Source organism: Algoriphagus alkaliphilus (assembly GCF_900103735.1).
Taxonomy (GTDB): domain Bacteria; phylum Bacteroidota; class Bacteroidia; order Cytophagales; family Cyclobacteriaceae; genus Algoriphagus; species Algoriphagus alkaliphilus.
The window spans coordinates 111,919-126,128 of record NZ_FMXE01000003.1 but is presented as its reverse complement, the minus strand read 5'-3'; the positions used below and the strand labels follow the sequence as shown (position 1 = coordinate 126,128).

General features: G+C 43.1%; 10 protein-coding genes and 1 pseudogene. 2 read left to right on the top strand and 9 right to left on the bottom strand.

The annotated features are described in order from the left end of the window. Window positions 1–84: 84 nt before the first annotated feature. The 6 genes from BLQ81_RS02100 to BLQ81_RS02075 form a co-directional block, all read right to left on the bottom strand. Window positions 85–1,182 (bottom strand): FecR family protein, encoded by a 1,098-nt coding sequence (locus BLQ81_RS02100; protein ID WP_092728307.1) that lies wholly within the window; start codon window positions 1,180–1,182, stop codon window positions 85–87. A gap of 266 nt (window positions 1,183–1,448) precedes the next feature. Next, complete coding sequence (locus BLQ81_RS02095) at window positions 1,449–2,060, bottom strand: RNA polymerase sigma factor (RefSeq protein WP_092728306.1); 612 nt, start codon at window positions 2,058–2,060, stop codon at window positions 1,449–1,451. Between the two features lie 222 nt (window positions 2,061–2,282). Continuing rightward, window positions 2,283–3,731 carry a TrkH family potassium uptake protein gene (locus BLQ81_RS02090; protein ID WP_092728305.1) on the bottom strand — a complete coding sequence of 483 codons (1,449 nt, stop codon included), beginning with the start codon at window positions 3,729–3,731 and terminating at the stop codon, window positions 2,283–2,285. 3 nt (window positions 3,732–3,734) lie between these two features. Beyond that, window positions 3,735–5,081 carry a Trk system potassium transporter TrkA gene (trkA, locus tag BLQ81_RS02085; protein WP_092728304.1) on the bottom strand — a complete coding sequence of 449 codons (1,347 nt, stop codon included), beginning with the start codon at window positions 5,079–5,081 and terminating at the stop codon, window positions 3,735–3,737. Between the two features lie 158 nt (window positions 5,082–5,239). Then, window positions 5,240–6,481 carry a DNA recombination protein RmuC gene (locus tag BLQ81_RS02080; RefSeq protein WP_092728303.1) on the bottom strand — a complete coding sequence of 414 codons (1,242 nt, stop codon included), beginning with the start codon at window positions 6,479–6,481 and terminating at the stop codon, window positions 5,240–5,242. Beyond that, entirely contained in the window at window positions 6,471–7,481 is a 1,011-nt protein-coding gene (locus tag BLQ81_RS02075; protein WP_092728302.1) for an alpha/beta fold hydrolase, read from the bottom strand. Before BLQ81_RS02075 ends, BLQ81_RS02080 begins: the two co-directional genes overlap by 11 nt. 87 nt (window positions 7,482–7,568) lie before the next feature. Here BLQ81_RS02075 and BLQ81_RS02070 point away from each other — a divergent pair, with 87 nt between their 5' ends. After that, entirely contained in the window at window positions 7,569–8,795 is a 1,227-nt protein-coding gene (locus tag BLQ81_RS02070; RefSeq protein WP_245693131.1) for an Nramp family divalent metal transporter, read from the top strand. Between the two features lie 130 nt (window positions 8,796–8,925). Here the strand turns inward: BLQ81_RS02070 and ypfJ are convergent. Beyond that, window positions 8,926–9,824 (bottom strand): annotated as a pseudogene (gene ypfJ, locus BLQ81_RS02065) (KPN_02809 family neutral zinc metallopeptidase). Window positions 9,825–9,924: 100 nt separating this feature from the next. On the opposite strand from ypfJ, the gene BLQ81_RS02060 reads away from it, so the two are divergent. Further along, window positions 9,925–10,668 (top strand): 3-keto-disaccharide hydrolase, encoded by a 744-nt coding sequence (locus tag BLQ81_RS02060; RefSeq protein ID WP_092728301.1) that lies wholly within the window; start codon window positions 9,925–9,927, stop codon window positions 10,666–10,668. On the opposite strand, the gene BLQ81_RS02055 is transcribed toward BLQ81_RS02060, so the two are convergent. Beyond that, window positions 10,652–12,856 carry a TonB-dependent receptor gene (locus BLQ81_RS02055; protein WP_092728300.1) on the bottom strand — a complete coding sequence of 735 codons (2,205 nt, stop codon included), beginning with the start codon at window positions 12,854–12,856 and terminating at the stop codon, window positions 10,652–10,654. The two genes, BLQ81_RS02060 and BLQ81_RS02055, sit on opposite strands and share 17 nt — an antisense overlap. Window positions 12,857–12,885: 29 nt before the next feature. Continuing rightward, the gene (locus BLQ81_RS02050) at window positions 12,886–14,046 is read right to left on the bottom strand and encodes a THUMP domain-containing class I SAM-dependent RNA methyltransferase (RefSeq protein ID WP_092728299.1); all 1,161 of its coding nucleotides are present in this window, start codon (window positions 14,044–14,046) and stop codon (window positions 12,886–12,888) included. Window positions 14,047–14,210 lie beyond the last annotated feature (164 nt).

The following is a 14,210-nucleotide window of genomic DNA, read 5'->3' as shown; positions in this document are numbered from 1 at the left end:
GGGTTCCGGATTTTAACTTAACCGGGGATGTTGGCGCATCTCCGGTTTCTTTTTGTTTTTTTCTCATAGGCTTTCTTATATGGGTTATTTGAAAATTATTATTACTTCATCATTCTTAATCTTATATTGAAATCGTGCTGAATAACTTAATCCCTCAAGAATATTTTCAAGGGTTTCATCTTGAAAAACGCCATAAAGCACCAAATCAGGACTTGGAGTGTTTTGAAACCTAAATTTCACTCCATACCAGTTTTCAAGGATTCTAACTGCCTCAGCCAATTTTACACGCTGAAAAATTATCTTCTTCTTGGTCCAAGCAATGACCAATTCAGAATCAAACATTTCTTTTTTAACTTCACCTGAATTCGTATTTATTTTTAATGCCTCCCCCTTTTCCAGTAAAACTCTGGAATCCTCTGTTTGGACTACATCCACTGCGACTTTTCCTTCAACAAGGGCAATTTTTAAAACTTCATGCCGGTATGCCGAAATATTAAAGGAGGTACCCAAGGCCGTTGTTGTTACCTCTCCTGTAATTACTGAAAATGGTCTCAGGGTATCTTTGGCAACTTCAAAATAGGCCTCCCCTTCAAGGTAAATTATCCGCTTATCCTCTTCGAAATTTTTGATAAATCTTACTGAACTGCCGGAATTCAACAACACTTTAGACCCATCCTGCATTGTAAGGGTTGACTTAACTCCCGGAGGTGCCGAATATTCCTCATAAACCGCGTCCGCGATATATTCTGTCTTAACAGGCTCTTTCTTAAAAAAAAGACCGAAAATCAAACTAAGACTAAAGGCTACAAGTAAAATTCCAGCAACCCTTAACTCTTGAGAAAACCAAACAATTTGTTTTCCTGAATTCTCATACTTACCCAACAGGGATTGTGAATTCAACGAAACAACTTTTACTGTTTTTGTCTTTTTTTTCTCCCATTCCTCGGTTTCGCGATCAATCCTATCCCAAACTTCCAAATACTCTCTTTCCAAAAATTGATGGTTTGGATAATTGAGATTCAATAAAATCTCTTTGGCAATTTTTGCATTTTTTACCTGAGCAGGATATTTCTCAAAAAGCCTTTCCCAATATTTATTTAGGCTTTGGGATGGGGAAAAAACCCAGGCTCTGAACTCCCTATTCAGCGCAAAATCTTCTACTGTATATTTTGAAATATCCAATTTTTTTATTCTTTAAATCAGAAAGGATCAAAACCTTATATTCTATCCTCCTATTTCAAAGAATTTTTTTACTTTTTCAATTTCATTAAAATTCTTCTACTTATACTGGATAAAAAATAATTTATTGGATCTTTCATTGACTTTTTGAAAATCAAATTCCATTCTCAGCAATGTCAAATCATTCTTAATTTCACCAGTAAAAAAAAGATTCAAGACCTGAAAATAGAATTTGGAAAATGAGCTTTGCGTGAGTATCTGTTAAAAAATCAAATCCCGATAACAATCATCAAAAAAAAGGCAAGGATGATACTTTTTTTCAGGCTTTTGATCGCTTTCCAAGCCAATGTATAGCAGGAATCGACATTAATACCCATGATTTTAGAAGATTCTTCATAGCCCTGCTTTTCAAAAAATATGAGTTGAATAACCTCCCTTTGCCTGGCCGGAAGTTTTTCCAATCCTTTTTTAAGTTTGGTGTGAAGATCCTGATCACGTTGAAAATCAATCAGCCTATCCTCTACTGATTCCTCCATAAAAACAGTTTCAAAGGCCGAAATCTCACTCTCCGAAATCAGCTTTTTTTCTCTTGTAATCTCCTTATTGATCCTATTTGATAAACATCTAATCAAATACACACGAACATTGTCAGTCTGGGATAAAGTATCCCTGTATTTCCAAAGATCAATAAACAACTCCTGAATACAATCCTTTATAAAACTTCGATTTGGCTTGACAGCCATGCCATACCTAAAAAGGTCACTGGAGTATTTTGAATAAATCCCGGCCAACCCACCCTTTTCGCCCCGCTTCAATTGAAGCCAAAGATCCATTTCATCAAATTCGCTAAAAACAAGAATATCAGCTTTTTCACTACGCATTGTGAGCTAAAAGAAAGTTTGGAATTAAAACTTAAGGATTATTAAACATATTCTTTTTTTTTAAAAAAAGAATCCTGTTTGAGAAAAAGTTAATTTAAAATTGATACAAAAACTCATCAGAAAATATCAACTCATTCTCCTCATTTTAAATTTTGAAACAAAAATTATTTCCCAAGGCTCATTTTATTTTGGAAAGAGGAAATTTTTAAAAACTAAAATAATTCAATTCGCCCTCCAAAAGAAAGGGGTAAACAAAATCAAAATCGTAAACAATTCCAGTCTGCCCAAGAGCATCAGAAAGGATAAAACCACTTTGGCGGCGGGAGAAAAAAACGCGAAATTATCAACAGGCCCCACTTGTCCGATAGCAGGACCAACATTTCCCAAACAAGTAGCCACAGAGCCCAATGAGGTTGCCAAATCGTAGCCCAAAAGGGAAATAATGAGTGAGCCGATGACAAAGGTCGAAAGATAGATCAACAGGAAGTTCATGATATTATTGATGATCCTTCCCGTAACCATTTCCCCATTGATGATCAATGGTACGATGGCTCTTGGATGCACAATCCGCTTGAATTCCAACCAGGAATTTTTCAAAAAGGTCACATGCCTCACAAACTTGATCCCACCTGCCGTAGAACCTGCCGAACCTCCCAAAAAGAGTAACATAAAACAAACAAAAGCAACTCCCTCACCATAGCCGGTATAATCATCTGAGACAAATCCGGTGGTGGTCACAAGGGACACCACCTGAAAAGCAGCCTTTCGAAAGGCAAATTCTGCACTGATGTTTGACTGAATATAGATCGGAAGAAAGAGAATCACAGACAAAAATAGAAGAGCAAAAGTATAGGCTTTAAATTCATCACTTCGGATTACCTTACTAAACTTCCCGATCAAACCAAAGTAAATCAGGGTAAAATTGGTGCCTGCCAAAAACATAAAAAAGATAGCCGTATACTGAATAAAAGCCGAATCATAATAGGCCATTGAGGCATTTTTGGTCGAGAATCCACCTGTAGCCAAGGTGGTCAAACCATGGTTCACCGCATCATAAAATGTCATTCCCCCTGCCCAATAGAGCAAAGAAGCTGCAACCGTCAGACCCACATACACATACCAAAGTCGCTTGGCTGTCTCAGATATTCTGGGGTGAACTTTATCGGAAGTAGGTCCGGGAGATTCTGCTACAAATAGCTCAATTCCACCAATTCCCAACAAAGGGAAAATCGCGACGGTCAAAACGATGATACCCAAACCCCCAATCCACTGTGTCATACTTCTCCAGAAGAGTAAACCTTTGGGTATTGCTTCGATGTCTGTCAGAATAGATGCTCCTGTGGTGGTCAGCCCTGAAACAGTTTCAAAAAGTGCATCATAAACGCTAGTCACTTCCGCGGACAGGATAAAGGGGAGCATCCCAAAACCCGTCATGAAAATCCAGCTTAGTACTACGATCAAGTAGCCTTCCCGTTTTCTGACCAATTGGTCGTATTTGGAAAAAGAGAAAAAAGCAATCATTCCGATAAAAAGTGAAATCGCCGCCGAGATCATAATGGGGTTGGAATTCTCCTCATAAATCCAGGATATAGCCGCCGCAGGTAGCATCAGAACCCCAATCAAAAAAAGGAGGGCTCCCATGATTTTACCGATTGCCTTAAAATGCAGCATCCCTTAGTGGAAGAGTTTTTCTAGTGACAACTTAGCCTCAGGAAGTGCCAGAACAATGGCCTTATCATTTAATTGAAGTAAAAAATCTCCATCCGGGATAAACACCTTATCTCCCCGGATCACCCCGGCAACGATGGCAGTTTCGGGAAAGTGCAAATCCTTCAGCGGATGCTTAGTCAAGCGGTTGTTTCGGCTTACGCTGTATTGAATGAATTCGGCATCGACCCCATAAATACCCGAAACAGCCTCCACTGTACCTTTTTTCAGATATCTTGAAATCTCATTTGCCGCCACCAGCTTTTTGTTGATCAGAGAGTCAACCCCAATACTGTGCGAAATGTGAATGTACTCGCGGGTGTCCACGTGAGCAATCGTCTTATAAACTCCGTGATTTTTTGCGGAAAGACTCGTGATAATATTGGTCTCAGATGACTCCGTTAAGGCAAGAAATGCATCCATCTGCTCTAAGCCTTCTTCCACCAGCATTTCAATATTTTTGTAATCACCATTTATAACCAAGGTATCCGGAAGATTTTCTGCAAGCCATTTGCATCGTTCTTTGTCTTTGTTGACCAGGGTTACCCGATATTTATCCTGAAGCTTAATCGCCGTGGTCACCGCCATGTCATCTCCACCTATGATCATGATGTTCTTGATCTTGACCTTTTTTTGACCCAAGACTTCCTGGATGGTTTCGGTGTTTTTCTTATTCGAAATAAAAAATACGTGATCATTATTTCTGATGATCGTACTTCCTCTTGGAATCATCGTCTTTTGATCCCGAACAATGGCTATAATCCGAATATCCTCATAGGTGGGATCGGCTTTCGTATCCATGATCCGCTGATTGACCAGCGGACTAAATTGATCCAATGTGATGCCTACAATGTTCAATTTCCCACCCCCAAAGTCGAAAACTTCCGTAAAACTGGAATTTTCGATCATATTATAAATTTCCCTCGAGCATAGCATGGTAGGAGAAATCAGATTGTCAATCCCCAGATTATGGAAATAAGGTACATTTTCCTCATTCAAATACGAGTGATTTCTTACTCGTGCCATTACCCGTTTTGCACCCAGCTGTTTTGCCAATACGGCCGTAACGATGTTGGTTTTTTCTGAGGTAGTGACGGCGAGAACCATGCTTGCCCGGCCCACATTGGCCTGCTTGAGAACATCGAATGAGGTCGCATCACCTTGGATGGTCATCACATCTAGCTTGGAGGCCACATAATCCAAGACATCACGCTCTGTATCTATCAAGGTGATATCCTTATTATCAAAACTCAATCGCTCGGCTAAGTGATATCCCATATCTCCTGCGCCGGCAATTACAATGTGCATCCCCATAGAGGTTTTTAGAGTAATTCGAAAGGTTGGCAAAATTAGAAGCTTTCTGAATGATATTCAGTTCTTAAGCTTTTTCTTTTACCAAATGACACAAAAGATAAAGAAATAGCTCCTTTCGCTCCCATTCTATTTCTATTTAATTTTAAGTGATCGATTGGTTAGTCTTCTAATAGATTTTTGCTTTCCTGTTCCGGCAGTTCTTGAATTTCTTTCAGTTTGCGTTGGATCACGCGTGTTCTGACTCCTACCAATTTATCCAGTTCGGAATTGGCCTCGTGGATTTTCTTTTGAGTTTTTTCCAGCAATTCCCCAAACTTCCCAAATTCCGTTTTGATTGCCCCAAGAACCTGCCATACTTCCGAACTTCTTCTTTGGATTGCCAAAGTTCTGAATCCCATTTGAAGGGAATTTAAAATCGCCGAAAGTGTAGTCGGCCCGGTCACGATTACCTTAAAATCCTGCTGAATTTGTTGAGCCAAACCGGGTTCCCGGAGAATTTCCGCGTAAAGACTTTCCACCGGAAGAAAAAGAATCGCAAAATCAGTCGTCGCAGGGGGATGAATGTATTTTCCTTGAATCTCCAAAGCGGACTTTTTCACCGCCTTGATCAGTTCCTGTCTGTAAAAATCAATCGCGGCCTTATCCGCTATCTCATAGGCATCCACCAATCTCAGATAGGACTCCTGGGGAAATTTTGAGTCGATCGGAAGCAGCACTATTTCATCCTGACCCGGCATTTTCACGGCAAATTCCACCCGGTCACGAGTTCCGTTGACAGCAGCATTCAGAATATACTGATCTGGGGCAAGCATATTTTCAAGCAACGCCTGCAACTGGTATTCTCCCAAAATCCCCCGACTTTTCACATTGCTCAGAACCCGCTTGAGATCTCCTACCCCATTGGCCAGGGATTGCATTTCACCGAGTCCTTTTTGGACTGCCTGAAGTTGATTACTCACCAATTCAAAAGATTGTCCAAGCCTCACTTCAAGCGTTTTTTGGAGTTTTTCTTCGACTGTTTCGCGGATTTTCTCCAGTCGCATTTCGGTGTTTTTCACCAATTCATCCTGCTTGAGCGTCAACTGCCCAAACTTTTCCCGCTGAAGCGAATTCAAATCCTGCATCGTGCCCCTCACCACCTCACCAAATCCCTTTAGTGCCTCGCTCTGATCCCTTGCCCCCGCACGCTGATTATCAAAAATAAGGCGAAACTGCTGGGACAGATTTTCATTGGATTCCTTTCGGGCTTCGCCCAAAGCCTGAGCCAATTCTTTACTCATCTGGGAGAGTTCAGATTGGAGGAAAAGCCTTTCACGATCATTTTTCCCACGAAAAAGAACCAATCCAATGATTAATACCTGGAAAGCAAGTACTGCAAAAAGTAAAATCTCAATCGACATAGACCATTTGTTTAGGTGGTTCAAGGTAGTTTTTTCTTACCTCCACCCCTAAAAAGGACAAGTATTCTGCGACAGATTCCGTCGGGATTTCTTCCATAGGTACATGACCGGCCTCATCAAAGATAATCAGGTTGGAACCTGGAATCGCCTTTTCCAAAGCATAAGCCTGCGAAACAGGTATCCAAGAATCCTTGCCGCCCCAAAGGATTAATGTCGGCATCGTGAGCTTTTTAAAATCGATGGCAGATTTTCTTGGCATACTCAGACGATCCAGGGTCGCTGCTCTGTTTCCCTCACGAAGCATCAGCTCAAAGTATCGCTCTGTCGTTTCAGCACGGATTTTTGAAGCATCGCCATAGACTTCTTTCATATTCATGGCAAAAAGAAACTTTGGTGTGCACTTCAGAAAAACTTGCGAAAAGATCGGATTCTCGATCAGTTTAAACACCCAAGCTCCTCTACTTGAAGTCTGGGTGGAATCAATACTTCGGGTTTGAATCCGGGGAGCGCCAGAAGCATCCACCAAATTTAAAGTCAACACTTGATTAGGTCTTGAGGTAGCCACCTGAAGCGCCACTGCCCCTCCCATTGAATTGCCTGCCAAGTGAAACTTTTCCAGGTTAAGCTTTTCTGCCAAAGCCAGGATCAACTCACTGTAATCCTGTATTGTATAGCGCTTTAATTTGTCCGGACCTGTCAAGCCATGACCTGGGAAATCCAAGGAAATAGTCATGAAATAAGAACTCAACTCCTGCTGCCAAACATCCCAAGTGTGCAGGGAAGAAAAGCTCCCATGAAGTAAAAAAATAGGATCCCCTTCTCCCATGAATCGAACATGAACATTGACCCCGTCAATTTCAATAAAATGTGATTCAGCTGTTCGGTATTTTGCGGAAATTTCCTCCGCAGGAATATCACTTCTGTAAAGCAAGAGCAAGAAGAAAACACAAGTCAGAAGCAAAACGGCTAAAAGCTTCCCTATTCGTTTGATCCAAATCATAAAATGGGTTCTGGGTATTTACCTACGTTAAACACGAAAGCTTACAAATATTCTCACCAATTACCTATTTTCCGAAAATTTACCCAATTGATCCTTAAAAAATTCATTCAATCCATTGGTCCGGGTCCACTCATCGCCGCCGCTTTTATAGGCCCGGGTACGGTAACGGTCTGTACACTGGCTGGCGCAAATTTCGGGTTTTCCCTGATTTGGGCGATGGTGCTTTCCATCATTGCTACCGTGATCCTGCAGGAACTGTCCGGAAGAATCGGGATTGTCTCAGGTTCAGATTTAAGCACCTTGCTGAGAAATCAAAAAGGAAAACGGGTGTTCAGGTTTTTCTCCATGGTTTTGGTGCTTTTGGCGATCGTATTGGGCAATGCCGCCTATGAATCCGGCAATATCTCAGGGGCTAACCTGGGTCTTGCATTTTACTGGGAAGCCCCTACATGGAGTTTCGCTGGGCTTCAGCTGCAGGTTGGAAACTTCATTTTGGGACTGATTGCGTTTTTACTCCTTTGGACAGGAAGCTATAAAATGCTGGAGCGGGTACTCGTAGCTTTGGTGATATTGATGTCTGTTGCTTTTACAGTCACCGCCATTCTGACCAAACCGGATTTTTCTTCACTTATATCGGGATTTATTCCAAAATGGAACCAAGCCGAAATCCCGACTTTGGTAGCACTGATCGGTACGACAGTGGTTCCTTACAATCTTTTCCTGTATGCTTCTCTGGTGAACAAGCGATGGAAAAAGGAGGCTGATATTCCGCTAATGCGCAGAGACATTGTGGTTTCGGTGGTTTTGGGAGGAATAGTCTCCATGGCCATTTTAATCGTCGGCGCAGCAAATACCAGCACCGAAATCACTTCCGCAATTGATGTATCAAAAGGATTGGAGTCTGTGTTTGGGAGTTTTGCAGGCTATATGATGGGCTTTGGTTTGCTTGCTGCAGGATTGACCTCTTCGCTCACCGCACCCTTGGCAGCGGGTTTCGTGGTTTGCGGAATTATGGCTTGGGACCAGGAAATCAGATCCAAGCCTATGCGTGTCACCATGGGAATTATTGTAGGCTTAGGACTTCTTTTTTCTTCCTTTGGAATCAAACCGGTTCAATTGATTACCCTCGCCCAATTGGCCAACGGGATACTTCTTCCGGTAATCAGCGGCTGGATTATCTGGATTGCGGCTCAGCATTCCGTTTTGGAAAAAAACAAAAACACGCCTCTTGCCACAGGAATAGCCATTTTTATCTGGCTGATCACGCTGGTATTGGGTGTGAAAAGCGTGGGAGCTGTTTTTGGCTGGTTTTAAGAATATTAATCATCAACGCATTATGGGAATTGTGAAGAAGCTTTTACAATTCATTTTTCCACTCACCGGATTTTAATTTTCAAAGACTTGATGCTTTCAAATTTCTATATGGTTAAAAGGATTTTCGGTATTATAGATCCCGAGTACTGAACCTGTCTCTTTGACTCAAATCTCCCGTGTCAAATCCTTTTTTGAACCATTTCATTCGCTGGGCCGAGGTGCCGTGGGTAAATGAATCCGGTACCACCCGACCGGAGGACTGTTTTTGAAGTCGGTCATCGCCGATGGCATTGGCTGCATTTAGTGCTTCCTCTAGGTCACCTGCCTCCATCATACCTACTTTTCGCTGACTGTGATGCGCCCATACTCCTGCCAGGAAATCAGCCTGAAGCTCCAACCGAACGGAATTGAGGTTGTATTCCTTTTCACTCACTTTGCCACGCATGCTATGCACTTTATCGGTCAATCCCATGATTTTTTGGATATGATGGCCTACTTCGTGCGCGATCACATAGGCATAGGCAAAGTCTCCGCCTGCCCGAAGTTTCGCTTCCATATCCTGAAAAAAGCTCAAGTCTATGTACAATTTTTCGTCGGCGGGACAGTAAAACGGACCCGTAGCACTGGACGCTGATCCACAGGCGGATGCCACCGAACCTGTGTATAATACTAAAGTTGGCTCTCGATAATTTTCCAAAAGTTCGTTCCAGACAGTTTCCGTATCAGCAAGCATTGTTGCAGAAAAGGCCGCCAGTTCATCTTCCTCAGCTGTTGGAGTATAATTTGATTCTGTGGCAAATCCCTGTCCTCCACCACCCATCAGATTTCCCAAAAGACTGAGCGGTTGTACCCCATCACCATGGAGCCCACTATAAAAACACCGGCGATGATCATCCCGGTTTTGGAAAACAGCAGTTTCAACAGCGGACCCAATAACATGGGACTAAATCCACCTGCTCCCATTCTTGGACCACCCTGCCCCCGTCTGTCATCTACATTCGAGCTTTGTCTTCTTCCTTGCCACTTCATAATTTTTTCATTTGAAATCATTTAAATTTAACCAAATTGAATGCTGTTAATACCATGTTGAACAGATATTCAAAAATTAAATCTAAAAGACCCAAAACCTATGAAACTTAAAATTTTTGCGGGTGCGATTGCACTCCTAGTTTCCATGTCAGCCCTTGCCCAGGAAGCTTCCTATCTAGGAACAAAAGCCCCAAAAGGAGCCAAAGTCTACCTGGACGGAACGGCCAAATCTTTAAAGAAAAACTGGATATATTGGGAAGGCCCCCGCTTTGCCGCAGAAATGCCGATCAAGTGGCCCGAAGTAACAGATCCTGAGACAGGTGGCAAAGCAATTAGCAGCAATGATCCTGCAGGTGCCGGAGGAAAATATGGCGCTGCCGATATTGTGACAAAAAAGGAATTTCGTGATTTCGAAGCACATGTAGAGTTTTTAATTAAAAATGAAGGAGGAAACAGTGGAGTCTACCTTCAGAACCGATACGAAATCCAAATCCTGGATGGAGATTATGGACTTCATGGATTGGCTGCTGTAATTAATGAGCACCTACCGACTTCGGAAGAATACAATGGAGTTGGAAAATGGAATGCTTACGATATCAAGTTTCGTGCAGCGCGATTTGAAAATGGCCAAAAGACCGAAAAAGCTCGGGTTACGGTCTTCTTCAACGGGGTTAAAATCCACGATGATGTAGAAATTACCCAAGTATGGGGCGGACCTAACTCCGGAATAGATGGGGGAAATGATGGAGGAAAAGGAATTACAGATACGCCCGGAGGCTTGAAACTTCAGGCTGAGGGACATGATGTACTTTACCGGAATATCTGGATTAAGGCCGTGAAGTAAGTTTAACCTTAACTCCTCCATTGATTACAAACCCATCCACAGGAGCATAAATATCCCGAAACTGCGGATTGCTGATCGAACCGGTATAGATTGTATCAAAAGCCGTCTGACGGGTGTCCAGGAAATTTTCAAAGTTGAGAAAAACAGAAGTCTTCTCTCCCAACTTTTTCTCCGACATCAAGCCTAAAATCCAATAGGACTGACCCGTCATGCCGTCATTGAGCAGCTGCGGACTGAAATAATAGGCCTCGAGTCCTATCCAAAAGCGCTCATGCCTTTCATACATCAGGACATTATTGAGCCTATGTTTGGCGACAAGGGGAAATTGGCTATTGACTCCCCTTTGTCGCTCGTTCACATCCGCATAAGTATAACCCAAAAACAACTTCCAATCCCGGTAAGTCCATTTCAGGTTGAGCTCCATGCCCCGTGTTTGAATCTGACCCTCCGCCTGACGAAATTCAAAGCCTTTTTCCGTAGCTAGTAGCTTAAGCGGATCCTGAATGGCTGTATAGAAAAACAAAGTATTGGTATTCAGCGTGACTTCCTCCCCCAGTGCTGATTTAAAATTGACATCAAAATTGCCTCCAGCCGAACGCTCTGCCTGAAACTGTGTGGGATCTATCGGAAGCACATTTCTGAAAGACAACCGCTCCGCCTCTTCTGAAAATACCGTCGGCGATTTGTAGCCCAGCCCCCCGCCCAACCGAAATGTCAGCGACTCACTTGGCTCTACCATCAGGGATATTTTTGGCAAAGGGAATAGCCCATAGTCCTGCTGATAATCGAGCCGAAAACCGGATTCCAGTGTCCACCTTTCCGCCAGATTCCAAATGTTCTGGGCAAACGCTCCCACCGTATTCAATTGATAATCGAGCGGATTGATGAAATCTCCCTGATTTTGGTCAAAATTTTCCGTCCAGAGATTGACTCCCGCCGTCCATTCCCCTTCCGTATTTTGCTTTTGAAAATTCAGTTCGGAAAAGGAAGAAAACTGCTTTCCTCCAAACAGAAAATCTGGCAATGTAATCTCCCTATTGAAAAAGTTAAGACTGTTTTTAAACTCCAAAACCAGATCTTCTCCCCAATTTTTCCGATAGCTCATTTGTGTGGAAAAGCGGTCGGTTTGATTATGCTCAAAGTAAGGTTCCGAAACCGGTTCACCTTTGATGTATTTCATATTTCCACCCAAGCGATCTTCTTTGGTCCAGTTAAACCCCAGAATCAGTTCAGTATCAGCTTTGGGATTCCAAAAAATTTTGGGATTGACCGTGATTCGATCAAATTTGGGAATAGCGGTCAGTCCAACCGAAGAAGGGTCGTAAGCGGTCCCTTTATTGAAAGAGGCAAATAAAGTAGTACCTACTTTTTCGGCTTGATCGGAATAAAATACACTGGCATCCATTCCCAAGGCTGAAGTTGCATTCAACATTAAGTTCAAACCACCATCTTCCTCTGGTCGTCTGGAGATCAGATTCACCAGTCCTGCAATCGCCCCGCCACCATAAAGTGTTGAAGCCGAGCCCTTGATCACCTCAACCTGTGCCAGGTCCAATGGGGGAATCTGCATCAAACTCAATCCCCCCGAATAGCCTGAATACAAGGGCAAGCCATCCCGTAAAAGTTGGGTGTATTTGCCATCCAAGCCCTGAATTCGGATACTGGAATTGTAGCTTGTGGCAGAAGTTTGCTGGGTTTGGATTCCCGTGCTTTCATTGAGCAGCATTCGGATGTCACCCGGTTTCATATTGCCTTTTTCGGCGAGTTCTTCCCCTGCGATGACTTCCACCCGGGTGGGAATATCATCAATCAGCCGACTGGATCGCATGGATTGCACCACGATGGCTTCCATTTCTTCCTCTTCAGGATGAAGGGCAATCAATTCCACTTTGTTGGTGTCATTTGGAAAAGTTCGCTCAAACCGGGCTGTTCTGTAACCCAAAAATCTAACTTCAACCGTAAAGGTCCCGGAAGGAACAGCGTTTAACCTAATCATTCCATCATCATCAGCAACCGCCGACAGCGGCGCGTTTAAAAGATGAAGTGTTGCCCCCGGTAAGGGCAATTCTGACTCTTCGTCGATAATCTGTGCACGATAGATGAAATTGGTTTGTGAAAAAGCTTCGCCGCAGGGAAGGACAGCAAGCCAAAGAACCGGGAAAATCAGGGATAAAACTGAAAGCTTCATTTTCCAAATATAGGCGAAACAGGTATTTACTATTCCCTTTTCCCCTCATACATCTCATACTTCAGCAAGCGACAGTCAATGGTCCCGTTCCAGAACTCGATCCTTCGACTCGCTTTCAGGCCGATTTTCTTGGCCAGTTCCAGATTTCCGGTGAAAATATACCCCCTATATCCGGCGCACTTTTGCTTCATAAAGTCCCCCATCCGCCTGTAGGTAAGTGCCAACTCTTCATCTTCCCCTAGTCGCTCTCCATATTCGGGATTGAACATGATCACTCCCCGGGGTTTCTCGGGAATTTCTGTTTCTGCAAAATCACAGGTTTGAAACTCGATCATGTGGTCCACTCCGGCAAAGACCGCATTCTCTTTGGCAAAGGAAATCGCCTGCAAGGAAATATCCGAAGCGATGATCTTAACTTCGGTTGCCTCCACAATCTTGCTTTCGAGTTTTTTCTTTTTGGCCAAAAAAGCTTCTTCACTGTAGCCCAGGACATGCTGAAAGGAATAATGATCTCGAAAGAGGCCGGGGTAGCGTTTAGTCGCCATCAGTGCCGCTTCGATCGCCAATGTACCAGACCCGCACATCGGATTGATAAAAGGCACCCGGGTATTCCACTCCGTGGCATAGATTGTGGCAGCAGCCAAAGCTTCCATCATCGGTGCTTTGCCGGGAATTTTACGGTAGCCATGCTTTGCCAACGTTTCACCGGATGTATTGATATAGACCGAAGCCTGCGTTTCTTTCCAATAAACCTGAATCACCAAGCCATCAAAATCAGAACCTGAGTCCGGCCTTCTGCCCTTTTGCTCCCGAAAACGGTCTACGATGGCGTCTTTCACTTTTACATTGACAATCAGGGGTGTCGTGATTGATTCGTTTTCGGCCACAGAGTTGACAGAAAAGTAGCCGTCTACATCCATGTATTCCTCCCATGCAATAGACTTGAATTTGCGATAGATGTCATCCGCATTTTGGAGATAAAAAGATTTGATCTCATAGAGCACATGAGATGCAGTCCGAAGGTGGAGGTTGAGATCCATGCAGTCCTCCAAACTGGCCCGGAGTTCGATGCCCGTACGGATGACAGCAGACGGTACAAATCCCAACTCCCGCAGCTCATGCTCCAGATAACTCACCGAGCGATCTTTGCAGGTGATAAAAACTTTTCCTTTCAGGTTAAAATCAATCATGCGCAAAAGTAAGCAAGTGATTTGGGAGTTCCCTGAAAAATGCCAGTAAAAGACCATTTATCCATAATTGGTAAAGATAACTCGCAATCGTTTCCGTAAATTGAAAATCTTATCCATTGCCCTACCCAATCGATTTCCTGAATTTTAACCAATTCAATAAACCT

Excerpts from the sequence above, each read along its gene's own strand:
- BLQ81_RS02095 (WP_092728306.1), bottom strand. The coding sequence starts at position 2,060 with ATGCGTAGTGAAAAAGCTGATATTCTTGTTTTTAGCGAATTTGATGAA.
- BLQ81_RS02090 (WP_092728305.1), bottom strand. The coding sequence starts at position 3,731 with ATGCTGCATTTTAAGGCAATCGGTAAAATCATGGGAGCCCTCCTTTTT.
- trkA (WP_092728304.1), bottom strand. The coding sequence starts at position 5,081 with ATGGGGATGCACATTGTAATTGCCGGCGCAGGAGATATGGGATATCAC.
- BLQ81_RS02080 (WP_092728303.1), bottom strand. The coding sequence starts at position 6,481 with ATGTCGATTGAGATTTTACTTTTTGCAGTACTTGCTTTCCAGGTATTA.
- BLQ81_RS02075 (WP_092728302.1), bottom strand. The coding sequence starts at position 7,481 with ATGATTTGGATCAAACGAATAGGGAAGCTTTTAGCCGTTTTGCTTCTG.
- BLQ81_RS02060 (WP_092728301.1), top strand. The coding sequence starts at position 9,925 with ATGAAACTTAAAATTTTTGCGGGTGCGATTGCACTCCTAGTTTCCATG.
- BLQ81_RS02055 (WP_092728300.1), bottom strand. The coding sequence starts at position 12,856 with ATGAAGCTTTCAGTTTTATCCCTGATTTTCCCGGTTCTTTGGCTTGCT.
- BLQ81_RS02050 (WP_092728299.1), bottom strand. The coding sequence starts at position 14,046 with ATGATTGATTTTAACCTGAAAGGAAAAGTTTTTATCACCTGCAAAGAT.